This is a genomic window from Acetobacter syzygii, from assembly GCF_000964225.1.
Taxonomy (GTDB): Bacteria; Pseudomonadota; Alphaproteobacteria; order Acetobacterales; family Acetobacteraceae; genus Acetobacter; species Acetobacter syzygii.
In genome coordinates this window covers 82,703-106,487 of record NZ_BAMZ01000019.1, presented here as the reverse complement: position 1 = coordinate 106,487, position 23,785 = coordinate 82,703, and the positions used below count along the sequence as shown (strand labels likewise).

General features: G+C 57.6%; 27 protein-coding genes. 16 read left to right on the top strand and 11 right to left on the bottom strand.

Translation table 11 applies throughout. The annotated features are described in order from the left end of the window. Nucleotides 1–50 precede the first annotated feature (50 nt). Nucleotides 51–977: a ketopantoate reductase family protein gene (locus Absy_RS08010; RefSeq protein WP_048854211.1), complete on the top strand. Its 927-nt coding sequence runs from the start codon at nucleotides 51–53 to the stop codon at nucleotides 975–977. 127 nt (nucleotides 978–1,104) lie between these two features. Further along, entirely contained in the window at nucleotides 1,105–1,977 is an 873-nt protein-coding gene (locus tag Absy_RS08005) for a PhzF family phenazine biosynthesis protein (protein ID WP_048854236.1), read from the top strand. Nucleotides 1,978–2,012: 35 nt separating this feature from the next. Here Absy_RS08005 and Absy_RS08000 read toward each other — a convergent pair whose 3' ends face one another. The 4 genes from Absy_RS08000 to queA are packed head-to-tail and all read right to left on the bottom strand — an operon-like array spanning nucleotide 2,013 to nucleotide 5,673. Further along, complete coding sequence (locus tag Absy_RS08000; protein ID WP_048854210.1) at nucleotides 2,013–2,261, bottom strand: ribbon-helix-helix domain-containing protein; 249 nt, start codon at nucleotides 2,259–2,261, stop codon at nucleotides 2,013–2,015. A gap of 2 nt (nucleotides 2,262–2,263) precedes the next feature. Further along, nucleotides 2,264–3,364, bottom strand: a complete 1,101-nt coding sequence (gene queG, locus Absy_RS07995) for a tRNA epoxyqueuosine(34) reductase QueG (protein WP_048854209.1) — start codon at nucleotides 3,362–3,364, stop codon at nucleotides 2,264–2,266. A gap of 45 nt (nucleotides 3,365–3,409) precedes the next feature. Further along, nucleotides 3,410–4,570, bottom strand: coding sequence for a tRNA guanosine(34) transglycosylase Tgt (gene tgt, locus Absy_RS07990; protein WP_048854208.1), 1,161 nt, complete (start codon nucleotides 4,568–4,570; stop codon nucleotides 3,410–3,412). A 41-nt stretch (nucleotides 4,571–4,611) separates the two neighbouring features. Next, the gene (queA, locus tag Absy_RS07985; RefSeq protein WP_048854207.1) at nucleotides 4,612–5,673 is read right to left on the bottom strand and encodes a tRNA preQ1(34) S-adenosylmethionine ribosyltransferase-isomerase QueA; all 1,062 of its coding nucleotides are present in this window, start codon (nucleotides 5,671–5,673) and stop codon (nucleotides 4,612–4,614) included. A gap of 165 nt (nucleotides 5,674–5,838) precedes the next feature. Between queA and Absy_RS07980 the strand changes: the two genes are divergently transcribed. Together Absy_RS07980 and Absy_RS07975 are read left to right on the top strand one after the other, a co-directional pair. Continuing rightward, nucleotides 5,839–6,051 carry a hypothetical protein gene (locus Absy_RS07980; protein WP_048854206.1) on the top strand — a complete coding sequence of 71 codons (213 nt, stop codon included), beginning with the start codon at nucleotides 5,839–5,841 and terminating at the stop codon, nucleotides 6,049–6,051. Between the two features lie 14 nt (nucleotides 6,052–6,065). After that, nucleotides 6,066–6,560, top strand: a complete 495-nt coding sequence (locus Absy_RS07975) for a kinase inhibitor (protein WP_048854205.1) — start codon at nucleotides 6,066–6,068, stop codon at nucleotides 6,558–6,560. A gap of 59 nt (nucleotides 6,561–6,619) precedes the next feature. Here Absy_RS07975 and Absy_RS07970 read toward each other — a convergent pair whose 3' ends face one another. The 6 genes from Absy_RS07970 to Absy_RS07945 form a co-directional block, all read right to left on the bottom strand. Next, on the bottom strand, nucleotides 6,620–8,749 hold the full coding sequence (locus Absy_RS07970; protein WP_048854204.1) for a hypothetical protein: 2,130 nt from the start codon (nucleotides 8,747–8,749) through the stop codon (nucleotides 6,620–6,622). A gap of 74 nt (nucleotides 8,750–8,823) precedes the next feature. After that, nucleotides 8,824–9,573 (bottom strand): methylenetetrahydrofolate reductase, encoded by a 750-nt coding sequence (locus Absy_RS07965; protein ID WP_048854203.1) that lies wholly within the window; start codon nucleotides 9,571–9,573, stop codon nucleotides 8,824–8,826. Further along, nucleotides 9,570–10,478 carry a bifunctional methylenetetrahydrofolate dehydrogenase/methenyltetrahydrofolate cyclohydrolase gene (locus Absy_RS07960; protein ID WP_048854202.1) on the bottom strand — a complete coding sequence of 303 codons (909 nt, stop codon included), beginning with the start codon at nucleotides 10,476–10,478 and terminating at the stop codon, nucleotides 9,570–9,572. The genes Absy_RS07965 and Absy_RS07960 overlap by 4 nt, the downstream gene beginning before the upstream one ends. A 143-nt stretch (nucleotides 10,479–10,621) precedes the next feature. Then, entirely contained in the window at nucleotides 10,622–11,773 is a 1,152-nt protein-coding gene (locus Absy_RS07955; RefSeq protein ID WP_048854201.1) for a GNAT family N-acetyltransferase, read from the bottom strand. A gap of 19 nt (nucleotides 11,774–11,792) precedes the next feature. Continuing rightward, the gene (locus Absy_RS07950) at nucleotides 11,793–12,254 is read right to left on the bottom strand and encodes a RidA family protein (protein WP_048854200.1); all 462 of its coding nucleotides are present in this window, start codon (nucleotides 12,252–12,254) and stop codon (nucleotides 11,793–11,795) included. Between the two features lie 34 nt (nucleotides 12,255–12,288). Further along, complete coding sequence (locus Absy_RS07945; RefSeq protein WP_048854199.1) at nucleotides 12,289–13,827, bottom strand: TSCPD domain-containing protein; 1,539 nt, start codon at nucleotides 13,825–13,827, stop codon at nucleotides 12,289–12,291. Here Absy_RS07945 and Absy_RS12875 point away from each other — a divergent pair. The 8 genes from Absy_RS12875 to Absy_RS07910 all read left to right on the top strand — a co-directional run bounded on the left by Absy_RS12875 (nucleotide 13,826) and on the right by Absy_RS07910 (nucleotide 18,560). Further along, entirely contained in the window at nucleotides 13,826–13,954 is a 129-nt protein-coding gene (locus Absy_RS12875; protein WP_257006249.1) for a hypothetical protein, read from the top strand. The genes Absy_RS07945 and Absy_RS12875 overlap by 2 nt on opposite strands. Before the next feature lie 59 nt (nucleotides 13,955–14,013). Beyond that, a complete protein-coding gene (locus Absy_RS07940) occupies nucleotides 14,014–14,394 on the top strand; it encodes an NADH:ubiquinone oxidoreductase subunit NDUFA12 (RefSeq protein ID WP_048854198.1) in 381 nt (126 codons plus the stop codon). Between the two features lie 56 nt (nucleotides 14,395–14,450). Continuing rightward, the gene (mlaD, locus tag Absy_RS07935) at nucleotides 14,451–14,987 is read left to right on the top strand and encodes an outer membrane lipid asymmetry maintenance protein MlaD (protein WP_048854197.1); all 537 of its coding nucleotides are present in this window, start codon (nucleotides 14,451–14,453) and stop codon (nucleotides 14,985–14,987) included. Nucleotides 14,988–15,037: 50 nt separating this feature from the next. Further along, nucleotides 15,038–15,253: a hypothetical protein gene (locus Absy_RS07930; protein ID WP_048854196.1), complete on the top strand. Its 216-nt coding sequence runs from the start codon at nucleotides 15,038–15,040 to the stop codon at nucleotides 15,251–15,253. Beyond that, a complete protein-coding gene (locus Absy_RS07925; RefSeq protein WP_084597006.1) occupies nucleotides 15,250–15,870 on the top strand; it encodes a DUF2155 domain-containing protein in 621 nt (206 codons plus the stop codon). Before Absy_RS07930 ends, Absy_RS07925 begins: the two co-directional genes overlap by 4 nt. Nucleotides 15,871–15,963: 93 nt before the next feature. Continuing rightward, nucleotides 15,964–16,710, top strand: coding sequence for a trehalose-phosphatase (otsB, locus tag Absy_RS07920; protein WP_084597014.1), 747 nt, complete (start codon nucleotides 15,964–15,966; stop codon nucleotides 16,708–16,710). A gap of 3 nt (nucleotides 16,711–16,713) precedes the next feature. Continuing rightward, nucleotides 16,714–18,057 (top strand): alpha,alpha-trehalose-phosphate synthase (UDP-forming), encoded by a 1,344-nt coding sequence (locus tag Absy_RS07915; RefSeq protein ID WP_048854194.1) that lies wholly within the window; start codon nucleotides 16,714–16,716, stop codon nucleotides 18,055–18,057. Continuing rightward, the gene (locus Absy_RS07910; RefSeq protein ID WP_048854193.1) at nucleotides 18,054–18,560 is read left to right on the top strand and encodes a disulfide bond formation protein B; all 507 of its coding nucleotides are present in this window, start codon (nucleotides 18,054–18,056) and stop codon (nucleotides 18,558–18,560) included. The genes Absy_RS07915 and Absy_RS07910 overlap by 4 nt, the downstream gene beginning before the upstream one ends. 12 nt (nucleotides 18,561–18,572) lie before the next feature. Here Absy_RS07910 and Absy_RS07905 read toward each other — a convergent pair whose 3' ends face one another. After that, a complete protein-coding gene (locus tag Absy_RS07905; RefSeq protein WP_371861716.1) occupies nucleotides 18,573–19,061 on the bottom strand; it encodes an NUDIX hydrolase in 489 nt (162 codons plus the stop codon). A 113-nt stretch (nucleotides 19,062–19,174) separates the two neighbouring features. On the opposite strand from Absy_RS07905, the gene Absy_RS07900 reads away from it, so the two are divergent. From Absy_RS07900 to Absy_RS07885, 4 genes are all read left to right on the top strand, one after another. Further along, complete coding sequence (locus tag Absy_RS07900; RefSeq protein ID WP_048854233.1) at nucleotides 19,175–20,158, top strand: aldo/keto reductase; 984 nt, start codon at nucleotides 19,175–19,177, stop codon at nucleotides 20,156–20,158. A gap of 106 nt (nucleotides 20,159–20,264) precedes the next feature. Beyond that, entirely contained in the window at nucleotides 20,265–20,708 is a 444-nt protein-coding gene (locus Absy_RS07895; protein ID WP_048854192.1) for a MerR family transcriptional regulator, read from the top strand. A 51-nt stretch (nucleotides 20,709–20,759) separates the two neighbouring features. Further along, entirely contained in the window at nucleotides 20,760–23,027 is a 2,268-nt protein-coding gene (uvrB, locus tag Absy_RS07890; protein WP_048854191.1) for an excinuclease ABC subunit UvrB, read from the top strand. Nucleotides 23,028–23,105: 78 nt separating this feature from the next. After that, nucleotides 23,106–23,765 (top strand): 2OG-Fe(II) oxygenase, encoded by a 660-nt coding sequence (locus Absy_RS07885; RefSeq protein WP_048854190.1) that lies wholly within the window; start codon nucleotides 23,106–23,108, stop codon nucleotides 23,763–23,765. The last annotated feature ends 20 nt before the right edge of the window (nucleotides 23,766–23,785 follow it).

Below are 23,785 nucleotides of genomic sequence, written 5' to 3'. Positions count from 1 at the left end.
GCAATGTGTTCAGGTCGTGTTTGCAGAAAAAATCGGGATAAAAGGTGAGTATGAACGTCCCTATTACTCCACGCCACCTTCCCACCAAACCCACTGTCGCTCTGGTAGGGGCGGGGGCTGTTGGGCTGGTTATTGTTGCAGCTTTTGCCCGTGCCGGGTGGGATGTGTGTGTGTGTGGTGCTCGCGCACCGTTTGAGCAGATTGCAGTGGAGGAGGGGGAGCGCACGCAAAGCTATCCGGTCCGGCATGTTCGTGCTCCGGCGGAGCTTGGCGCGTGTACGGTGGCGGTTGTCGCGGTCAAGGCGCACCAGACTGCGGCTGTTGCTGACTGGTTACGGGCGCTGAACCGGCGGGATATGCCTGTTCTGCTTGCCCAGAACGGACTTGAGCATTGCGAGCGTCTGGCAACCTATGCGCCCATGGCGGCAGGGATGCCTACGGTTGTTTATTTTAATGCAGCACGTCTGGCTCCGGGGCGGAGTGTTCTCCGGCGAATCGGAGAGGTCGATTTGTGCCTGCCCGCGAGCACCGTTGTGCACAAAAGTGTTGTGGCCTTGCAAAAGGGTGGTCTGCGGGTCGTAACGGCAGCGGATATGACCACCGTGGTCTGGAGCAAGTTGCTCACCAACAGTGCCGCCAACCCCCTGACGGCCTTAAGTGGGCAGCCTACGGGTGTTATGCGTGCACCAGCCATGCTGGCAAATGCCCGTCAGATTATGACCGAAGTGGTGCAGGTCGGGCAGGCCGAAGGGGCGGCCCTTACGGAGCGACATGTAGAGCAGGCTCTTGCATGGCTGCAAACCATACCGCCGGAGAGCATGACCTCCATGCTTCAGGACCGTCTGGCGGGGCGTACATTGGAGTATGATGCAATAACCGGGGCGATTGTCAGGGCAGCGGAGCGCCATGCGCTTGATGTGCCCCTTAACCGTTTTATGCTTGGTCTACTGTCTGCCATCAGATCTTCAAAGCCCTGATCCTCAGACTTTTGTTCTGGCTTGGGGCGCAGCAGGCTAAAAATATTGCGATCAGGTCCATCTGGTGGTTGGGTGCAGAAGCCCCGCCCGCATTCCCCTGCTTTTAACCGTTTATGCGAGAAATCTTATGAAACGTGGCTACAAGGTTGTGGATGTTTTTACAAAAATGCCGTTTACGGGCAACCCGGTTGCCGTTGTGCTGGATGCGCAGGGGCTGACAACACAGGCTATGCAGGCAATAGCCAACTGGACCAACCTGTCTGAGACAACATTTGTGCTGCCGCCTCAAAGTGAGGAGGCAGATTACCGATTGCGCATTTTTACACCCCGGAGCGAATTGCCGTTTGCGGGGCATCCAACGCTAGGGAGTGCTCATGCCGTTCTGGAGGCAGGGCGCGCCACACCACGCAATGGGCAACTGGTGCAGGAATGCGCGGTAGGTCTGGTGGGGCTGAAGGTGGGTGGCAGCGCTGCGGACCGTCAACTCTCGTTTGCTTTGCCCCCCGCCAGGCAGGCTGTTCTGGAGCAGGCGGACAGAACGGAGCTGGAGGCTATTCTTGGCGTGGCCGTGGACGACATCGCTCCCCCGATGATGGTGAATGTAGGCCCGGTATGGATTGTGGCCCGTGTTGCCAGCGTGGACCAGTTGCTGGCCCTGCAACCCGACTTTGGGCGGTCGCAGGTGTTTGAGCAACGGCTTGGGGTAACGGGTATCAGTGTTTTTGCCCTCAAGGATGATTGTGGGACGGATATAGAAGTCCGCTCTTTTGCGGCCTCACAAGGTGTTAATGAAGACCCTGTGTGTGGGAGTGGTAACGGTAGTGTGGCGGTGTTTCGCCATGTTCATGGTCTTTTACCGTCTGGTGTGGAGGATTATACGGCCACACAGGGCCAGTGTGTAGGCCGTACCGGGCGCGTGCATGTGCATGTTGGTGCAGATGGCGGCGTGGAAATTGGTGGTCAGTGCGTTACTACGGTCGATGGTTTTCTGGCTGATTAAAAGCGTAATGCACAGACCTGTTAAAAACCTCTTATTCAGGAATGTGTTTTTTGTTGATCCGACATATCACGTTCCTGGAGCCATTCCAGTGCGTACACCCGTAAGGCGGATGCCAAGGACTGGTCTGGTGCTCGCGTGGCATCAACCTGAGTGACCAGTTGCGCCAACGTGGTGTTCTGGTGGGTCAGAATGCGCTCAAGCACGGACCAGAAGGCTGGTTCCAGAGCAACACTGGTATCGTGCCCGGCCAGTATCAGACTTCTTTTTCGTAAATGTCGGCTCATGCTCATATGCTTTCAAGCTGTGCCACAGACCAGTGGGCTGCATCCCTTACAATCGCGTCCGGGTCCGTGCAGAGGGCGCGGGCATGGGGGAGGAGGGAGGGAGTTCTGGAATTGCCAATGGCTATCAACACATTACGGATAAAGCGGTTACGGCCAATACGCTTGATGGGTGAGCCGGAAAAAAGGGTTCTGAACGCTGCATCATCAAGTTGGCTTAGCGTTGCCAGATCAGGGGCAATCAGGTCTGCTCGGGGCTGGAGTTTGATGTGGCGTGCCGTTCTGGCAAATCTGTTCCACGGACAAACAGCCAGACAATCATCACATCCATAAATGTGGGTGCCTATTAAGGGGCGCAGCTCTGTGGGTATGGGGCCTGCATGTTCAATGGTCAGGTAGGAAATGCAGCGCCGCGCATCCATCTGGTAAGGGGCGGGAAAAGCCTGTGTGGGGCAGGCGGTCAGGCAGCGGCTGCAACTACCGCACCCCCCTCCGGAGGGAGGGGAGGCAGGCAGGGCGAGTGTTGTGTAAATCTCCCCCAAAAACAGCCAGCTTCCATGCCTGCGTGAGACAAGGTTGGTATGCTTGCCCTGCCAGCCCAGTCCGGCCTGTGCAGCCAAAGGCTTTTCGGCCACTGGGGCTGTATCCACAAAGACTTTCACTTCCGGGCTGGTCGGGGTCGCCTGCTTGCCTTCGCGCACCACAAACTGCGCCAGATGTTTGAGCATTCCCTTGATAACGTCGTGGTAGTCCCGGTGGCGGGCATAGACGGAAATATTGCCACATTCCGGCTTTTGCAGCGTGGCCAGTGCGTTCCCTTCCGGTGCGTAGGATGTGCCAAGGGCAATAACTGTACGGGCTTCGGGCCATAGGGCTGTGGGCTGGCTGCGTTGTTCCATACGCTCGGCCAGCCAGCTCATTTCCCCATGGTATCCGTTTGCCAGAAAATCCTGCAATCGCGTGCGTGCTTCCGGGCCGAGTGTTGCCGGGCAAAAGCCAATGGCATCAAACCCAAGCTCCAGCGCCTTGTCACGGATGCGGGCGGCAAGGCGGCTGGCAGCAGGAGAAGGATCAGCGTGCCGGGGGGGAGGAGTGTCTGTCGTCATGGCGGGGTGGCGCGCCCGGGCTGTGCGGTGCGGTATGAAGGGCTGTTAAGGAACGGGAGGAATAAAGGGTTGCGGCATTTCATCTTCCGTCCAGTCCTGTGCAGCCCATTCGGCTCTCATTGCAGCGGCGGTATCGTTCAGGTTCCTGTCCATGATTGCCTGACGGATCTGGCGCATTAAACGCTGGTAGTAGGCAATATTATGCCATGTGAGCAGCATGGGGCCCAGAATTTCGTTCGCACGGAACAGGTGGTGCAGATAGGCGCGACTGTGGCGCGTGCAGGCCAGACAGTCACAATGGGGGGAAATTGGCCGTGCATCCGTGGCATGGCGGGCGTTGCGCAGGTTGAGCGTACCCCGTTCGGTATAGGCGCGGGCGGTGCGGCCTGCGCGTGTGGGCATAACGCAGTCAAACATGTCCACGCCACGTTGTACGCTGCCAAGCAGATCGTCTGGTGTGCCAACGCCCATCAGGTAGCGGGGCTTGTCCTGGGGCATAATGGGGGTTGTTGTGTCCAGCGTTGCAAACATCAGTGCTTGCCCTTCGCCCACAGCCAGCCCGCCAATGGCGTAGCCCTCAAACCCGATGTCCGTCAGTGCTTTCACGCTTTCTGCGCGTAGGTCAGCTTCTGTGCCGCCTTGCACAATACCAAACTGGCCATAGCCCGCGCGGGGTACATAAGCCTCGCGCGAACGGGCGGCCCAGCGCATGGACAGGCGCATGGAGGCGGCAATGGCTTCGGGTGGGGCTGGTAAAGCCGGGCATTCGTCAAAACACATGGTGATGGTAGCATCCAGATCATGCTGGATGGCTGTCGAACTTTCGGGCGTTAGCCTGTGTTCCGAACCGTCAATGTGGGAACGAAAGGTGACACCATCCTGATCCAGCCGCCGCAAGGCCCCCAGCGACATGACCTGAAACCCCCCTGAATCGGTCAGTATAGGGCCAGACCAGTCCATAAAGCGGTGCAGGCCGCCCAGGGCTTTTACCCGTGCAGCACCGGGGCGCAGCATAAGGTGGTAGGTATTCCCCAGTACAATGCCAGCTCCGGTGGAGCGCACGGCATCCATGGTCATGGCCTTGACGGTGCCCACAGTGCCGACAGGCATAAAAGTAGGTGTGGCCACGGGGCCGTGGGCAGTGTGCAGCATTCCTGCACGGGCTGCGCCATCAGTGCTTTCACAGGTCCAGTGGAAACGGCTCATCTGTTGGTCCTTGTGGGCTGGTCCGGGGGGAGGGCAAAAAATCAGGGGGTATGAATGCTGTTTGCGCATTGCAGCAGACAGGCATCGCCATAGGAATAAAAGCGGTAGCCGGTGCTTAGGGCATGGGCATAGGCGGCCTTTGCCTGTTCCTGCCCGGCAAAAGCGCAGACCAGCATAAACAGTGTGGACCGTGGGAGGTGGAAGTTGGTCATAAGCACATCCACCGCTTTAAACCGGTAGCCCGGACGGATAAAAATGGCGGTCTCGCCCGCAAAAGGGTGAATAATGCCGTATGCGTCCGCAGCACTTTCCAGCAGGCGCAGGGTGGTGGTGCCAATGGCAATAATGCGCCCACCAGCTGCCCGTGTGGCGTTAATACGCTCAGCGGTCTGAGCGGTGATAACCCCGTGTTCGGAATGCATATGGTGTTGTGTAATGTCATCCGCACGCACTGGCAGGAACGTGCCCGCACCAACATGCAAGGTTAAGGCGCAACGTTCGGCGCCAGTCGCATCCACCGCAGCAAGGAGTTCGGGGGTAAAGTGCAAGCCTGCGGTGGGGGCGGCCACCGCACCTTTGTGGCGTTCAAAAATGGTGGCGTAGTCCTTGGTGTCCTGCGCTGTTGGGCCATCGGGGCGATGAATATAGGGGGGTAGGGCCAATGCGCCCGCTGCCTGCAAAAAGGCGTCAAACGCATCCCCCTCGCAGGAAAAGCGCAAACATGCCCCTCCACCGGGTTCCAGAGCCGTGACCAGTGCAGTCTGGACTGAATTGGGGAAAGTGAGGGTATCCCCTACCCTGAGGCGGCGGGCATTGCGCACGAGCACATGCCATGTGCCATCGGGGCGAATCTGGTCCAGCGTAATGCCAATTTTGGCCTCGTTACGCAGGGCGTGGAGTTGTGCACGAATAACCGCCGTGTTGTTGGCAACCAGCAGGTCCCCTTTGCGCAGCAGGTTTGGCAGGTCACGCACATGGCGGTCCACCAATGCTGTGGGGGTTGTTGCATCCAGCAGACGTGCGGACTCACGCGGGCGGGCAGGCTCCTGCGCAATCAGGGCGTCGGGGAGGTGGAAGTCAAAATCTTCGGTGCGGTTGCTCATGGTGTGCCGGGTTTACGCAATAGGTGGACGCAAGACCAGAGGGAAAGGGAGAGCAGCCTCCACACCACAGGGCTTGCACAGATGCCCATGCAAGCCCAGATTCGGTCTGGAACGCCAGAGCACTCATTACTCTGGCACATGGTTGATTTAAGGAGATGGTCCGGTATGTCCTATGCTTTGCTTGATGCGGCTCGTGTAGCCAAAGCTGCTGGTGTTTCGCTTGGTGTGTTGAAAGCCAGTGAGGAAACATCTGAAACACACGTCCGCAAGGTGGTCATGATTGAACGGATTGAAGCGCTGGCAACCGCTGCATCCGAATCCGGTGAGCGTGTGACCCTGACGTCTGAAGAATTCTGGCTGATTAGCAAAAACTGGTAAAAGGGAGCGCAGTCATGGCATTTGTTCTGACAAGCCCGGCTTTTGCCAATGGAGATGTTCTGCCACAGGCTCAGGTTTACAATGGTATGGGCGAAAACGGGCAGAATCTTTCTCCCGCGCTCCAGTGGCAGGGTGCCCCACAGGGGACCAGAAGTTTTGTGGTGACAGTCTATGACCCCGATGCTCCAACCGGTTCTGGCTGGTGGCACTGGGTTGTGGCGAATATTCCCCCAACCACAACTTCTCTGCCCGAAGGTGCCGGTTCAGGCAGAGCCGGTTTGCCAGCGGATGCCATACAGGTCAGGACTGACTTTGGCACGCCCGGCTACGGTGGTGCTGCGCCACCGGCAGGGCGGGTACATCGCTATGTGTTTACAGTGTATGCGCTGGATGTGCCCAAGCTGGATGTAACACCCGATGTCAGTCCGGCTTTGGTTGGGTTTATGGTGCATCATCACCAGTTGGGTGCCGCAAGCCTGACAGCCCTTTACGGGCGTGCCCAGCGTTAGGGTTTTTCCCCCAGTCAGCCAACTGCCGGAATATGGGCTTGCCGTTTGCGGCAGGCTGTTCAGGCGGTGGGCTGGTTGGGCCTGCGGGGGGTGTTGATCGCCAGATCATGCAGCACATCATCCTGCGAGATCAGGGGTGTACCAGCCTTGACGCTGGGCATTACCAGAATGTCTGGTCCTTCGTTTAAAAACCGGATGGCAAGCGTGTTCCAGCGCGGTAGAATAAAGTGCCGCAGCATTTGCGCCAGTGCACAGCGGTCCATGGCTGTGTGAACCGTGCTTTTGGGCGTATATACGGTATTCAGGTAATCGCTCATAAATGCAGCAATGGCGGGCAGGCGCTCCACTTCGCCCAGATAGAGCAGATCCGTGCCAAGATCCCATGGAGTGCCGCTGGTCTGGTGGCCCTCGTGGTCGAATAATGCCAGATCAAATCCATATGTTGCCGTATTTCTGAGGGTGCGCAGCAGGGTTGCCATGTTGGCGGGAAAATACCCCGCGCAATCCCCCACTAAAACCGGGCAACGGAATTTGGCAACAAGGTCAGGCAGGATCAGGTAGCGCAGGGCAGGTTCCAGTGCGGCATCCTGCACCGTGGTGGCGCCATAGCCAAAATTCAGGCGCAGGCTGGTGGCGTATTGTGCCAGCCAACTGGCAACCGTTTGCAAAAAGCTCAGCTGCGCCGTGTCGGGGTTGGCAACGCCTAGGCACAGTTCTATCCGCCCTGCCGAACGGTCCTCCCTGCAGGCCTGTAACAAGGAGAGGATAAGGCCGGGTAACAGATGGAAATTACGGCTATCGCACGCAAAGACCAGGCAAAAGGCTGCTGGTGCATCTGCCGTGCTGAACTGCCATTGCCAGCGGGAAACACCAGTGCGGTCCGGTATGGCGCGGCTGGCAAGCTGGTTACATTCCTGCGCACCCAGCCAAGAGAAAATGCCCGCGTTTTCGGGCGATGGTGTTGCCCCAGCCTGTAACGCCAGACGGCGGGCAATGGCGTAGTGCGTGTCTGCCTCGGTCTGGAGCCCTGCGAGCCAGCTTGTGTGGCCCATGGCGGCCTCGGTCCACCAGCTCAGCCCGTTCAGCTTTGCTTCGGTTTCCAGCAGGCGGAGGTCTTTGGTGGTGCTCAGCCTTTGATAGGCGTTTTCAAAAAGCATTGCGTATATCTGGCGAATGTCTGGCCCATTTTTGGCCGCCAGTCGCATGGGTACCAAGAGTGTATCAAACCGTTCGTCAAAGCCCGGTAGATCAAGCTCATACAGCATGTCGGGCACAAGAAGCAGCGCGTCCTCGCCTTGCCGCAAGCGTTCCAGAAGTTGGGGCAGGGTGGCCGAAAAATCCTGCTTTGGGTAACGTGCCTGCAGGGCCTGAACCAGCAGGTCGGCTGCGCGTGTATGGTCGCGCATACGCAGGGCTATAAGGGACTGGAGCCACAGCAGGTCCGCCATTTGTGCAAACGATTGGGCGTAGGCGGCAAACTGGCTGCCCAGTTCTCCCTGTCCAAGCTGGCAGCATAGCTGGGCCAGAACAATACAGGGTGCGATGGCTGAAGGGTTGAGGCTGAGCTTAAAAACCTGTTCGCGCACATCGTCTGCTGTAGCCCACGGGTTACGCGCACGGCGGAAAGCCCCGACCTCCAGCAATTCGCACGCAATGTCCAGCAGGTTCTGGAGTGTGCGCGATGGGCAGGTGGTCAGTGTCACCTTATGGGGCGCATTATCCGTCCATAGGGTTAGCGTATCGCCACGGAATTCGGCCTGTAGCTGTTCTATGGGCCATTTATGTGGGCCAAGGCGCAGGTCATGCCCGGTACAGATGGGGGCACCCACATAGGTGTGGCCATCATGCCATGTATTCTGCAACATGGTGCGCAGGAGGTCTGTGTGCTCTGGTGTAAGCAGTAAAAAATGTTCCCACGTTGCGCATACGGGAGCCGCATCGAACTGGGTGGAGCTTCTGCTGGAAAGGTAAGTGTTCCCCGCTCTCAGCGCGACAAGCGGACGATTGGTTACGGTTTCTATTGGGCAGGCCGTAACAAATGCTCCGCCGGGTGAGAGCGTGTTGTGCTGTGTGTCCAGCTCAACGGTTCTGGTGGCACGGGTTGGGGTTGCTGCGGGGCAAAGCGGATGCAGCTTTAAGCCGGTGCAACCGACCAGAGCGCCGTGGAAAGAGAGAAGAGAAAAAGCCATGCCACCCCGTTGATAAAAATGGAATATCCGGGAAAAGTCTTGGACTTAAAAGCATTTTCCCAGAAAATTCCGGTTCAGGACACCGCTTCGAGCAGGGCGGGTAAGTAATGTTCCAGCTTGATCCGTACCGGCATAAGGTAAGCACATCCTTGATCCGCAGCCAGCTCGCGCAGAACAGTCTGCGCAAAAGTAATGTTGGATTCAAGTGTTGTTGAAAAATCCTTGGGGAACACAATATGGTTCGTGGTCTCCCAATAGGAGCGCGAGCGTGGACCAATTACGGGGGAAAGCCCCCAGAACACATCCTCATCCCGCAGCCATTCGCGGCACAGGTCAAAAAGCTTATAATCAAAGACCGGCTGTGTGAAAAAACCGCTGGCTCCAGCTTCTTTTTTACGGGCAACATCCTCCAGTTCCTTCCACGGTGCGCGGCGGTAAGGGTCGAATGCAGCATAAATTTTAAGGTGTGGTGCTTCCTTGCGATAGCGGCGGATAATGCTTTCCGTGCTGTTGGGGTATGTGCGCATGGACAGGTCGGCGGGTGGATCCCCGTGTATGACCAGAATTTCTTCTAGCCCCGGCTGTTCAGCCCCTGGCAGGGGGGCGTTGGGGGCAATATCAATGGCACGGATATGCGGAATAACGCGGGGGAAGGTGGGGTGGAGCTGTGCTGCGGCCTCCCAGCTTCGTAGCGGAAAACGCATAAGGTCAGGCACATTCAATGTATCTGCCGCGGGAAAAACGGATTTAACGGTTGCCACATCCTGCGCCAAAGACTCGGCAGAGCGGGGGATCAGCTCAACACACAGGCGGTTCAGGCTCATTCGGTTTTTCCCTCAATCTGCATCTGTGCCGCGGTGAGCGTGTTTTTAAGCAGGCAGGCAATGGTCATGGGGCCAACGCCACCGGGTACGGGGGTAATGCGCCCGGCCACTTTTGCGGCCTCGTCAAACGCTACATCGCCAACCAGACGGCTTTTGCCGCTTTCAGTCTGGGTGCGGGTAATGCCCACGTCAATAACCGTAGCACCGGGTTTGATCCAGCTGCCTTTAACCAGTTCGCGGCAACCGGTTGCAACCACCAGAATATCCGCCTCGCGGGCAAGGGCTGCTGTATCGCGCGTGTGAATATGGGCAATGCTGACGGTGCAGCCCTCAGCCAGCAGCAACAGGGCCATGGGTTTGCCCACAAGGTTGGATGCGCCAATAACCACCGCGTGCAGGCCCTTCATATCTCCCAACTGGTCACGGAGCAGAAAAAGGCAGCCCAGCGGTGTGCATGGCACAATGCCCGGCAGGTCCACGGCCAGGCGCCCGGCATTGACCTCGCCCAGACCATCCACATCTTTTTCTGGCAGAATGGCGTTGGTTACACGGCGGGCATCCAGACCTTTGGGGAGCGGAAGCTGCACCAGAATGCCATGAATTTCCGGGTCCTTGTTCAGCCGTTCGATCAGGGTCAGCAGCTCTGCTTCTGATGTGGTCTCGGGCAGCATGTGCATAAACGAGCGCATTCCCGCATGGTGCGTCTGAATGGCTTTGTTTTTAACATACACTTCGCTTGCGGGATCATTGCCAACCAGAATAACAGCCAGTCCGGGCGTTACGCCGTGCTGTTCGTGGAAGGCCAGAACATCCTCGCGGATCTGTTGGCGCATGGAGGCGGCAAATGCCTTGCCATCGATCAAGGTCGCCTGATGTTCGGAGGGAAGGGGGGTGGATGTGCTCATCAGTTCTGTGCCGGTCCGGTCGCGTAAACAGGTGGAAAAAGGTCACACCGGCATACGCAAAAAAAAGCGTGCCGACAATGTTTCACGCTTGGAAAAAGCCGCTTCACAGGGGGTGGTATGGGCGGATTTCAGGCATGGAGTGGCTAGGGCGTGCTGTCCTGCCGGTAGGGGCTGAGAGTGCTCAGGGTCTGGGCTTCTGCCTGCATGGCCGGTCGCTCGGCCTGCAAAAAGCGGTCTACCGCCTCGCGCAGGGAGGGGCTTTGCAGCCAGTGGGCGGAATGGGTCAGGCTAGGCAGGTAGCCGCGCTGGATTTTGTGTTCCCCCTGTGCTCCGGCTTCTACCCGTTGCAGGCCATGGGCAATGGCAAAATCTATGGCGCGATAATAGCAGAGTTCAAAATGCAGGAAGGGCCAGTTACCCTCGCACCCCCAGTTGCGACCATATAGCGTGTTTGTGCCCATCAGATTAAGGGCGGCCGCAACCGGGGTTGTGCCATGGCGTGCCAGCATAAGCACCACGCGTTCGCCCAGCCGTTGGGCCATCAGCGGGAAAAACTCTGGCGTCAGGTAAGCGCTGCCCCATTTGCGGTCTATGGTGTTCTGGTAAAATTGGTAAAAGGCCTGCCAGTCGGCCGGTGTTATGCTGGCCCCCTGCAAGGTTTCGAACGTAAGACCCGCATTGTTGGCATCGCGCCGTTCACGTTTGATGTTTTTGCGCTTGCGGGCTGAGAGTGTGGCTAAAAAATCGTCAAATGTTGCGTAGTTCCTGTTATGCCAGTGGTATTGCACACCAAGGCGGGGCAGCCAGCCACGCTGCGCCAGAACAGCACTGTCTCCTTCGGTGCAGAAGGTCACATGGGCGGAGGACAGGCCCGTATCCGCACAGATCTGGCGTAGGGCATCGGCCAGTACGGCCCGGGTTTCGGGCGGAGCGCTGGGGTGGACCAGCAGCCGTGGGCCGGGTGCTGGCGTAAAGGGGACGGCAATCTGGAGTTTGGGGTAGTATTGCCCTCCTGCCGCCTCATACGCGCGGGCCCACCCCTGATCAAAAACATATTCGCCCCAGGAATGGCCTTTAAGGTAAGCGGGGCAGGTAGCAGCAAGCTGACCATCGGGGCTGTGCAGGCATACGTGCCGGGGCAGCCAGCCAGTCTCGCGCTGGACAGAGCCGCTGTCTTCCAGTGCGGATAAAAAGTCATGGCTGACAAAAGGGTTGTCCGGCCCTGCGCAGTCCGCCCACTCCTGTGCGGGAATGTCGTGAATACTGTTGTGCAGGGTAACGGACCAGTCAGCCATGGCGTTTTGTTCCGATTGGTCAGATGATCTCGAACAGACCTTCCACTTCCACCGGTGCATCGAGCGGCAGGGAGGGAACGCCAACGGTGGAGCGGGCATGGCGGCCTGCATCCCCAAACACGGCCACAGCCAGATCGGACGCACCGTTCATAACGGATGCGTGGGCTGTGAACTCCGGCGTGCACGCAATAAAGCCGCCCAGACGGACAACGCGCTTCACGCGGGAGAGGTCACCAACGGCGGCTTTGACCTGCGCAATAACGTTGATCATGCTGTAACGCGCAGCTTCAACCGCTGTGTCCACGCTGACCGCATCTCCCAGCTTGCCGGTCGCGAACAGCTTGCCATTGTGCAAAGGCAACTGGCCGGAAACCACAAGCAGCGAACCTGTTTGAACACAGGCAACATAATTGGCAACGGGTGCTGCCGGTGTGGGCAGTTCAATACCCAGTTCAGCCAGACGGGATTGGGGAGTGCTCATAGCGTTTTATTCCGTTCCTTGTACAAACAGGGGCCTAGCACACCAGCCGCAGGTTACGCCTTGGGCGGGTGGGCTGCGTATCATCCCCTTCGGGCAGGTCCAGCGGGAGCAGCGGGTCCGGTTCGGAGGTGCTGTCCTGATGGGGGCCGTCGGGCAGGCGTTTGTCCAGATAGGTGTCGGACAAGGCCCTGAAGACGTAGTCCAGCATGGAAGTGGCATAGGAGGCAACCGGGTCGCCTTCCACAGTGCCCGCCGGGCCAAAGCAGGAATAGGCAAAGTTTTCCACGTAAGCTTCCAGTGGCGCGCCGTATTGCAGGCCAATGCTTATGGCATCGCCAAAGCTTTCCATCAGCCCGCGCACCATATTACTTTCCCGCGTGGGGGTCAGGGACAGTTCGCCCAGCGTGCCGTCCTCATATTCTCCGGTGCGCATGAACAGGCGGTGCCCACCAATGGTGGTCTTTTGTGTAAAGCCGCCATGTCGTGCGGGGAGAATCCGCCGCATCCCCCGTTCGAGCTTAAGGCGTACTGGCGTTGGGAGTGTTTCGGGGCGGGCGGGCATCCGGTCTGCAAAGCCGGTTAGGGCGCGGTACATGGCCAGATGGGCCTTGGGGCCGGGCTGGGGCAAAACCGTTTCGCCCGCAAGGGCCGCGGCCAGTGCCGTTTCCACCGTAAAGCCGCGCATGTCCAGCCGTTGCCGTGCGCTGTTGGCAAGCCGTCCATCGGGGCGCAGCATGGAAAAAACTGGTGCCAGCCCGCAGGCTTCCACTCCAAGCAGGCCATCTATGGGGTTGGGGGTGGAAAAACCTGTTTCAATCGGGGCCAGCGGGGCATCGGTTTCCACCGCGGCTTCGTTCCAGACTGCACGCAGGGTTTCGCCCAGTCCGGGTAGCACAGTCCGGACGGGAGGGAGTGGGAGCGATTCCGGTCCCCGGCCTGCATGGGCGGTCAGTGTGGCCAGAGCGGTAATGGCGCAGGCGGCTGCCCGGCCATCTTCACTATCATAATCCAGCCCAACTCCCGCCAGGCAGGCATCCATGTTGGTGAGCAGAATATCGCCAGCCGTAGGGGCCTGGAGCGGAGGGGCATCCGTGCCTGCGGCATGGGCGGGCACAAACAGGTCTGGTAGAAGCAGGTCACCATTGCGCTGGTCTGCCATATTCCTGGCCGTTTGGCGCAGCACCGAACAGATCAGCTTAAGGGCGGCCACAAAGGTGCGGGCGGCAAACCCTTCACCGGGGGAGACAAAGGCTGCCAGATTGACCACAAAGCCCGCAGGCCGATCAAAGGCGCAGTGCCACACAGCCTCCACCGGCGCAGCCTGCCGCGTAAGCAGCAGCCAGACCAGCGACCGTGCGGAGGCCTCGTCCGGCGCAAGGGCCGTAATCCACCGCGACGCAATGGCGGGCAGATCAATCGGGCCGTCGCCCGGCATAAGTTGGGCAAGTGCGGAAGCGGCGTCCACATCCCACTCTGCGGGCAGCGTAACGGAGCGAAGGGGTGCATCCGGGTCTGCTGCGGCCTCCAGTGTGCTCATCAGCACACCGTTCCAATGGCGTCTGGCTGTTGTCATGTCTGCATGTTACTGCCGGGCGTGCAGGCAGCGGAACCCGACAAAACAGCTTCAGGCTGCCGTTATTACCCTGCAAAGTGAGGATATGGGGGATAACTTTTGCCCCAACCCGCTCGAGCGCAGTTGATCGGGCGTTGGACGATAAAATATGGACCGCAGGGTGTGCGGAGTCCTATCATCCTTCTTATGGCAAATTTCGGAACATGGCTGCATACGCGCCGGAAAGGTCGGCTGATTGGCAAGGATGCCGATGGCCGCTGTTATTACGAATCAACCGGCCCGGCCCGTAAGGGTGGCGGCATGGATCGCCCCGAACGTTGGGTGATCTACCTGAAAGGGGAAGATGCCTCCGCCGTGCCGCCAGAATGGTGGGGGTGGCTGCACCACACACTGGATGCACCGATTGCGCCAGAAGAGCGCAAACCCTGGCAGATCCCTTACCAGCCCAACATGACCGGCACAGCGCAGGCTTACCACCCGCAGGGCAGCCTGTACGCCACAGGCCAGCACCCGCCAGCAACGGGTGATTATGAGCCTTGGACACCGGAGAGTGCGACCGAGGCGTGATTTGCGGAACATTCCCTGTTACAGTGGCTGCAAGCATTAGGGAGTGTACGTAGTTCATGGCATCGGCAATGGCGGAAAAATCACGGCGCAGTCTTGCAGAGCTTCTGACCGGCACTGCCGTGCTGGTCGCTCTGGCAGGCATGTTGACCGCAGCAGTGGTGGGCGAAGGCCGTAAGACGGATACAGTCGGTTATCAGCTTAGTGCTGATTTCTCGCATATTGATGGTTTGGATGTTGGATCGGATGTGCGGCTGGCCGGGGTCACAGTTGGCACCGTGCAGAGCGAGAGCGTCAATCCGCAGACCTTTAAGGCGCATGTGGTTTTTACCGTACGGCCTGATATTCACCTCTCCGCAGATACAGCCGCTATTATTACCAGCGATAGCCTGCTGGGCGGCAAATACATTGCGCTCTCTCCGGGTGGGGATGATAAAACCCTGTCAGCAGGGAGCAGCATAAGCCAGACGCAGGGGTCCATCAGTCTGGAACAGCTCTTGAGCAAATTTATTTTCTCCGTCACCGATACGCTGACCCGGGCCAACAAGGATGCTGCCAACCCCCAGAATGGAGCCAGTGGCACCAACGTGCCCTGAAACAGACATAAAACCGGTTTAGCAACAAGATTTAGAGTAAGGCGGACAGAATGACGGCGTTGCGCATATGGCCGCAAGAGGACGGGCAGCCTGTCTCATGTCAGGAAAAGCTGCGAGTGCTGGAAGAAAACTGGCAGGAAGTGCAGCAGGTTCTTGCCGATGCGTTTGAGGATGCAATGCTGATGGGGGTAAGTGAACAGGTGATGCGTGAACGACTGGCAGAGCTTGTCTCTTCCCTTCCATCTCCCAAGGTGGCCAGAGTATGATGCAGCAGAACTGGGGGCGGTCTGTTCGTCTGTTTGCGGTCAGTATGCTGGTGACTGCCGGGTGTGCAGCCACGGCTGGGGCTGTTGGTACGCCCTTGGCACCACCGGCTGTGTACCCTGCCAGTACGTGGCAGGGTAAAGGCACGGCGGTCGTGCGTGTTCTGGACCGACTGGATGCCCATGTGGAGGTGCTGTCCGTCCCCGTTGGGGGGGAGGCTGTTCACTATAAAAATCTGGATATTCTGGCTCGCCGCTGCCTTCAGCGCCCGCCAACACGCGCACCTGATGCTGCCGCGTGGCTGGAAATACAGGATACACACCCAGGAGGGGCGGCCTTTAAGGGCTGGATGCTGGCAGCAGAGCCGGGCTTGGGTGTGCTGGAAAGCTCTGTGTATGATGTGCGTATGGTGCAGTGTGCGGGGGATGATGTTGCACCGTTCCTTCCCCCGCTGCCCAAGCCTGCGGCACCCCCTCCTCTGCCCGAAGCGGCTCCGGTTGAAGGGGGAGCACCTCCATCCCCCACACCGCCGGGCCTTGTGGTGCCAGCCAGTCCGGCCAAACCAGCCGCGCCGGATAACGCCAATCCGTTTCAGCCCGATCCGGATGGAGCCTACTAAGGCCCAGGCTGGAAGGTGTGCAGTTAATATGCAGCGCACCCCATAAATCGGGGCTGCTTTGGGCGTTGCAAACAGGAAATAATGAGGTGCGTTGTGTTTGGTTCCTCCTTTGCGCAGGATAGCCGTTTTAAAATTCCGTCTTTAAGTCAGGCAGCTTTTCTGCTGGATTTTGATGGTACGCTAGTGGACATAGCTCCCACCCCAGAAGCCGTGGTGGTCCCCCCCGGTTTGCCGGAAGTCCTGCGCCAGCTCCGCGATGCCTGTGGCAATGCGCTGGCTATTATTTCTGGTCGGCCGATAGACCAGATCGATCAGTTTTTAGGTGATGTGCCTTTTGCCGTGGCAGGCGAGCATGGTGTGGCTATTCGTCACCGCCCTGGCGGTCCTATTGAGCGGGCTGTTCTGCCGACCTTGCCGCAGCGTTGGCTGGTGCAGGCTTCCGACCTGCTGGCAACGCTGCCGGGAACCCGGCTGGAACATAAGCAGGGTGGGTTTGTGCTGCATTACCGTGCTGCTCCGGAAAAAGCGGAAATCCTACGCCAGACGGCGGAGCGCTGGGTGCGGGAATCCGAGGGAGCCTTTACGCTCCAGCCAGCCAAAATGGCATGGGAAATCCGCCCTACAGGGGTGGATAAAGGGTACGCTGTATCTCTGCTTATGGAAACCGCACCCTTTGCGGGGCGTAAACCTGTGTTTGTAGGAGACGACGTAACGGATGAGGATGGCATGGCCGCTGTCCATCGTATGGGGGGCGTGTTTTTCCGTATTCCAGCGGATTTTCCAACTCCCGCGGTGTTCAGGGCATGGTTGTCATCCCTTGTGCCAGAAAAAAGGGGGTAAATCATGCGGAGGCTGGTCATTGTTTCCAACAGGGTACCAGCAGTACGTGACCGTAAACAGCCAGCGGGTGGTCTGGCTGTGGCGCTTAGGGCCGCGGTTCGGGACCACCCCTGTTTATGGTTTGGGTGGTCCGGGCAGCAGATAGCTGGAGATTGTGCGGACAGGCCCCTGAGCGTGGATACGGTCGGTAATGTGACCTATGCCACAATAGGGTTAACCCATAAGGAATATAACGGATTTTATCAGGGGTATTCCAACGGTATTCTATGGCCTCTGTGCCATTACCGTGCCGGGTTAATGAATTATAGCAGGCACGACCTGCAGATTTATAACAACGTAAATACCCTGTTTGCGACCAGACTGGCTCCTTTGCTGGAGCAGGATGATGTGGTCTGGGTGCATGATTATCATTTGTTCCCGCTGGGTAAAGCACTGCGTGATTTAAAAATAAAAGCGCGGATCGGCTTTTTTTTGCATATTCCATTCCCACCGTGGAGTTTGATGCGCTCCTTGCCCGAAGCCGCCACCCTTATGCGCGCCCTGCGTGCGTATGATGTGATTGGCGTGCAGACCGAAGATGATGCGCGGAATATGAACGAAGCTTTTGCAGTGTTGGGTATTCCTGCCAAAGCGCGTGTTTTTCCCATCGGTATTGATCCGGACAGTTTTGCTACCTGTGCGCGGGAGGGGCAGAACTTGCCACAGCTCCAGCACCTGCAACAGGATCTGCGGGGCAAGCCGCTTATTATTGGTGTGGACCGCATGGATTATTCCAAGGGCCTGCCAGAGCGGCTGCGAGGTTATGCAACGTTTCTTAAACGCTACCCCGAATACAGGGGGAAGGTCGTGTACCTCCAGATCACGCCCATATCGCGCGGGAGCGTGCCCGAATACCAGAGCCTGCGTGCGGAACTGGACAAGATCGTGGGGCACATTAACGGCACATATGGCCAGTTTGACTGGACACCTGTGCGCTACCTGACTCATCCACTCCCGCGTGAACTTCTGGCGGCTTTTTTCCAACTATCCAGTGCTGCACTGGTAACGCCCCTGCGTGATGGCATGAACCTTGTTGCCAAGGAATATGTGGCCGCTCAAGTGCCGGATAATCCGGGAATGCTCATTCTGTCCCGTTTTGCTGGAGCGGCACCGGATATGGAGGATGCGCTTCTGGTCAACCCGCATGATTCAGACGAAATTGCATCCGCCCTGCATAAGGCGCTAAGCATGTCCCTTTCCGAGCGTCTGGTGCGCTGGGAGCGTCTGCGCACGGATGTGTGGCGGGTTACGGCTGCAAGCTGGGCGCGGTCGTTTATTGCGGCGTTATCAGAGGTCCGAACAGCATGAAAAAATCCATGCGGCAGAATACAGTAGCGTTGTTCATCATTCTGTCAGGTTTTGTGGCGCTGGGGGTGGCGTGGTGGACGCAGCATCAGATGGGGATCATGCCATGTGAACTCTGTTTGTGGGAGCGTTGGCCTTGGCGTGTGCTGATTGTGCTGGGGGGTATTGCTCTGGCGTTACCTGCCCGGCTGGGGCGGTGGGTTTTGTGGGCGTGTGGCCCTGTTCTGTTTGCGGCAGAGGGGTTAGCTCTTTGCCATGCTGGTGTGGAGTGGAAGTGGTGGCCTAGTCCTTTCCCGGCCTGCCACGCAACGCGGGTGGTAGGTCGCACTCTGGCTGAACGCTGGGCATCCATGCCACTTGTGCCATCCAAACCGTGCGATGCCGCAACCTACCTGATCCCCGGCTTTCCCGTTTCCATGGCGGTTATGGGGGGCGTGTTCGCGCTTGTTGTGTTTGCAGTATGGTTTTTTGGAATGATGAAAATCAGAAAAACCAATATATTTTAAGGGTATTTTGTTTTACTCAGTTCCAGTGCCTTGCATAATGGTGTGCGCAATACTGTAAAGGCGCGCACTGGCCTGTTCCCCTAACTGGCTGATTTCCTCATAACTGAACCAGCGAGCTTCCTGCGCATCATCTCCGGCAACGGGGGCCGTCAGGGCGGTAGGTGGTTCCGTGCAGAGCACGGCCAGAATAAGGTAGTGGAACGTTAATGTGCCGTCAGGCGCGTAGTGGATGCTGTCAAACACATCGACCAGAGATGTTGCCTTTGCCTGTATGGATGTTTCCTCCATAAGTTCACGTTCTGCGGCTTGGAAAAAAGTTTCCCCTCCTTCTACCTTCCCGCCGGGGAAGCCCCATAACCCTGCATCCGGTGGGTTGGCCCGCCGTACAAGCAGAAAATTGCTGCCGCGGCGTACAATGGCCAGCACACCAGCACGGGGAAACACGGAAGGGGGATGAGCGTTCATGGCGGTGCAGTCTAGGGTGCCGTGCATACAGGTCAACCCATCTTTGCTGCAAAATACTACATCTCTGTTCAGATGCGGTGTTTAATGCGTAAGGTTTTGCAAGAGTGCCGGAACAGGCCAGTTCGGGAAAAAAACAGGGAGAATATGACGTGACAGCAGAATTTGTAAAAATTGAAGGTATTCCCAAACCGGCTTCGCGTGTTGCGCTTGGTACATGGGCTATGGGCGGTTCCATGTGGGGTGGTGCAGATGATGATAATGCCAGAAAAACAATCGATAAAGCATTGGATGTTGGTATAAATTTGATTGATACAGCCCCAGTCTATGGTTTTGGTCATTCGGAGGAAATTCTGGGCAAAGCGCTGGAAGGTCGGCGCGACAGGGTGGTGCTGGCGACAAAGGTGGGGCTGAACTGGCAGGATGGTCAGGTTTTCCGCGATAGCAGAAAAGCCCGGATTGAGGAGGAACTCGACGCCTCGCTCAAGCGCCTGCGTACGGACCATATTGACCTGTATCAGGTGCATTGGCCTGACCCCAAAACACCGTTTGAAGAAACAGCCCGTGCGTTGGAAAAAATTGTTCAGGGTGGCAAGGTCAAAGCTCTGGGTCTAAGCAATTTTTCGCCCGAGCAGATGGATGAGTTCCGTAAGTTTGCGCCTGTTGCAACAATCCAGCCACCTTACAACCTGTTTGAGCGTGAGATTGAAAAAGATATTCTTCCTTACGCAGTCAAAAATAATCTGATTGTTCTGGCTTATGGCCCTCTGTGCCGCGGTCTGTTGTCTGGTAAAATGACGGCAGATCATGTGTTTACGGGGGATGACCTGCGCAAGGTGGACCCCAAGTTCCAGCAGCCCCGCTTTAACCAGTATCTGACGGCTGTTGAAGCGCTTAAAACCATTGCTGCGCAGCATGGCAAAAGCCTGCTGGCACTGGCCATTCGCTGGGTGCTGGACCGTGGCCCTACCATTGCTTTGTGGGGAGCCAGAAAACCCGAACAGATAACAGGTGTGCAGGATGCTTTTGGCTGGACATTGAGCGAGGGAGATATGGCGGCCATAGACAGGATTCTGGGCACGACCATTACAGACCCGGTTGGACCGGAGTTTATGGCCCCTCCCGCGCGCTCCTGACCTGAGGAGCCTGCGTGCCCTGCCTGAATGCGGGGCACTGCATTAGGCGCGGGGGAGGTATGATGGTGTTGACGGGGAGTGTGTTTTTTTCTCATGCTGACCCGTCATGAAAAAACCGCAGGTTCCTGAGAGCGCCGGAACACAGAGCGCCACGGTTTGCCGCTTTCCGTTGCAACGGGTTATGGAGCGGCGGCAGGCTGCTGCGTATTTGGGTATTCCTGCACGCCGGATGCGTTATCTGGTCGCCTTGGGGTATGGACCAGCTTCCATAAAAGGGTCAGCTTGCCAGTTCCGCAAAGACGATCTGGACCAGTATAGCGCGGCGCTATTTGCCCGCGCAGGGTTGGGGCCAGTGGCCCTTGCCCATTACCGTAAAAGCAGGGAACAGGCTGACCGGGGGTTTGATCCTTTTTTGGATATGGCGAGCCGGGATGAACTGAATCAGGCCCTTGCCCGCTATGCCAGCAGGGCAGTTATTGGGGTGGGGCTGGTTATTATTGTGCTTTCCCATACGCCTTTGTCGCGTATTCTGTTCCATGTGCTGCGTTAGAGGCGGTTCGTTCCCTTGCATAGCTGCGCAGACTTGCCCATCTTGTTGGGTATGGGTGCATCTTCTTCTTCCGCAGCGTCGTCCTCTGCCTTACGTGGCAAAAAACGGCCTTCTCTGAGCGAGCGGGCGGCTAGCCTGCCACCAGTCACGTTTGAACCAGACCGCCAGTCGCCCCGTCCGCGCCTGCGTAGGATGGAGGTTGTCTCCGAGTATGAGCCAGCGGGGGATCAGCCGCAGGCGATCAAGGAACTTGTGGCCGGGGTGGAGGCCAATGAGCGCGATCAGGTTCTTCTGGGTGTGACCGGGTCTGGTAAAACATTCAGTATGGCCAAGGTTATAGAAGCCACCCAGAAGCCAACACTTATTCTGGCCCCCAACAAAACATTGGCCGCGCAGTTATATGGGGAGATGAAGCAATTTTTCCCCAATAATGCAGTCGAATATTTTGTCAGTTACTACGACTATTATCAGCCCGAAGCGTATGTCCCCCGGTCTGATACCTATATTGAAAAAGATAGCCAGATTAACGAGCAGATTGACCGTATGCGCCATGCTGCCACGCAGGCTTTGCTGGAGCGGAACGATGTTATTATTGTTGCATCTGTCTCGTGTATTTACGGTATCGGATCGGTGGAAACCTACTCCCGCATGGTGGTCAAGCTGGAACTGGGGGGAGAAATTGACCGGGATAAGCTGATTAAAAGTCTGGTTGAACTGCAATACCGCCGGAACGATGCGGCTTTTGCACGCGGCACCTTCCGCGTGAGGGGGGAAACGATTGATATTTTTCCCGTGCAGAATGAAGACAGGGCTTGGCGTGTCTCGCTTTTTGGCGATGAGGTCGATGGTATTACCGAGTTTGACCCACTAACGGGTGATAAAACTGCCGATCTGCAGGAAATAACTATTTACGCCAACAGCCACTACGTTACGCCGCGTCCGACCCTTAATCAGGCGATCAAGGGGATCAAGCATGAGCTGCGTACACGTCTGGACCAGTTTACAAACGCAGGCAAACTGCTGGAGGCCGAGAGGTTGGACCAGCGCACTACGTTTGATTTGGAAATGATGGAAACAACAGGGGTATGCAAGGGAATTGAGAATTATTCCCGCTATTTATCCGGTCGCAAACCCGGGGACCCGCCGCCAACCCTGTTTGAATATCTGCCAGAAGATGCATTGCTGATTGTGGATGAAAGCCACGTAACCGTGCCTCAGATCGGGGGGATGGAGCGGGGAGACTTTGCCCGTAAGTCCATTTTGTCTGACTTCGGCTTTCGGTTGCCATCCTGTCTGGATAACCGTCCGCTTAATTTTGCGGAGTGGGACAAGTTCCGACCCCAGACCATATTTGTCAGTGCCACACCCGGCCCGTGGGAAATGGAACGCACGGGGGGTGTTTTTGCCGAGCAGGTCATTCGCCCCACGGGCCTGATCGACCCTGTTACCATTATCCGCCCTGTAGAACATCAGGTTGATGATCTGCTGGCAGAATGCCGGGAGACCATAGCAAAAGGCAGCCGCGTGCTGGTTACAACCCTGACCAAGCGTATGGCCGAAGATCTGACGGATTATATGAACGAGGCCGGTATTCGGGTGCGTTATCTCCATTCCGATGTGGATACGCTCGAACGGATCGAGATTATCCGCGACCTGCGCATGGGGGCGTTTGATGTGCTGATTGGCATTAACCTGCTCCGCGAAGGGCTGGATATTCCTGAATGTTCGCTGGTAGCTATTTTGGATGCGGATAAAGAAGGCTTTTTGCGGTCACGCACATCGCTCATCCAGACCATTGGCCGTGCTGCGCGTAATGTGGATGGGCGCGTGCTGCTTTATGCAGACAAAATGACCGACTCCCTGACCTATGCGGTGGAAGAAACCGCACGCCGCAGGGAAAAGCAGATGGCATGGAACGAGGCGCACGGTATTACACCACAGAGCGTGCGCAAACAGATTGGCGATATTGTAGGCTCTGTGTTTGAGCAGGACTATGTGACTGTAGCACCAGATGACGATACCGGGGTGGCCGAATTTGTGGGGCAGGACCTGCAAGCCACCATTGCCGGGCTGGAAAAGCGGATGCGTGATGCCGCTGCCGAACTGGAGTTTGAAACAGCAGGCCGCCTGCGGGATGAAATTAAAAGGCTGGAGGCTCTCCAGCTTGGGCTGGACGTGCCGCCAACGCCCACCTCCAAGGCGGGGCAGCGGGCAGGTGGGCGCAAAACCGGCAAGGAGCAGGTGCCACGTCCATTGGGGCCGGGTGGCGGCGGCTACGAGCCCAAACCCGGCAAAGGGCGCGGTAAAAGGCGGGGTTGATGCCCTGCTCTTGTTTATGCTGCGCAACCCTTCTACCGTTTCAGCGGTTAACAGGTTCACTTTTGCGGACAACAGGGTATGACCACGTCAGAATCCACCATCCGGCCCGATTACGAGGCCTTGTTGCAAGCGCCCGTCTGTGCGGAGCCGTACACACACATTATGGTGCCGCACTTTATTCGCAAGGATGATTTGCCAGGGCTGTTTGCCAGTCTGCCCCATATTGGTTCTGGTGGTTCGTTTCCACCACAGTCACTTAAACTGTCCCCTCTTGTCCAGTCGTTGGTGCAGGAGATGGAAGGCCCCGAACTGCGGCAGATTATTGCGCAAAAGCTGGGACTGGACCTGCAGGGCGCTCCATCCATGCTGACCATCCGGGGCCGCACGCGGGAAAAGGATGGTCGTATTCACACCGACTCTCTGGCCAAGCGCGTGACCATTCTGCTTTACCTGAATCCGGCTGGCCCGGGGTGGGAAAAACAGGAGGGCTGCCTGCGCCTGCTCCGTAGCCCACACGATATTGAGGATTACGCCAAGGAGGTGCAGCCTGTAGATGGTACGTTGCTGATCTTCCCCAATGGCCCCACCACATGGCATGGGCACAAGCAGTTTGTGGGGTCGCGCTATACCATTCAGCTGAATTACATGACCGAGGATGCCAAGGCCCGCTCCGAACTCCGGCGGCACAAGCTTTCTGCTCTGGCCAAAAAACTACCTTTGCCCAGCATGGGCTATTAGGTGCTTTTTCCTTGCTGTTT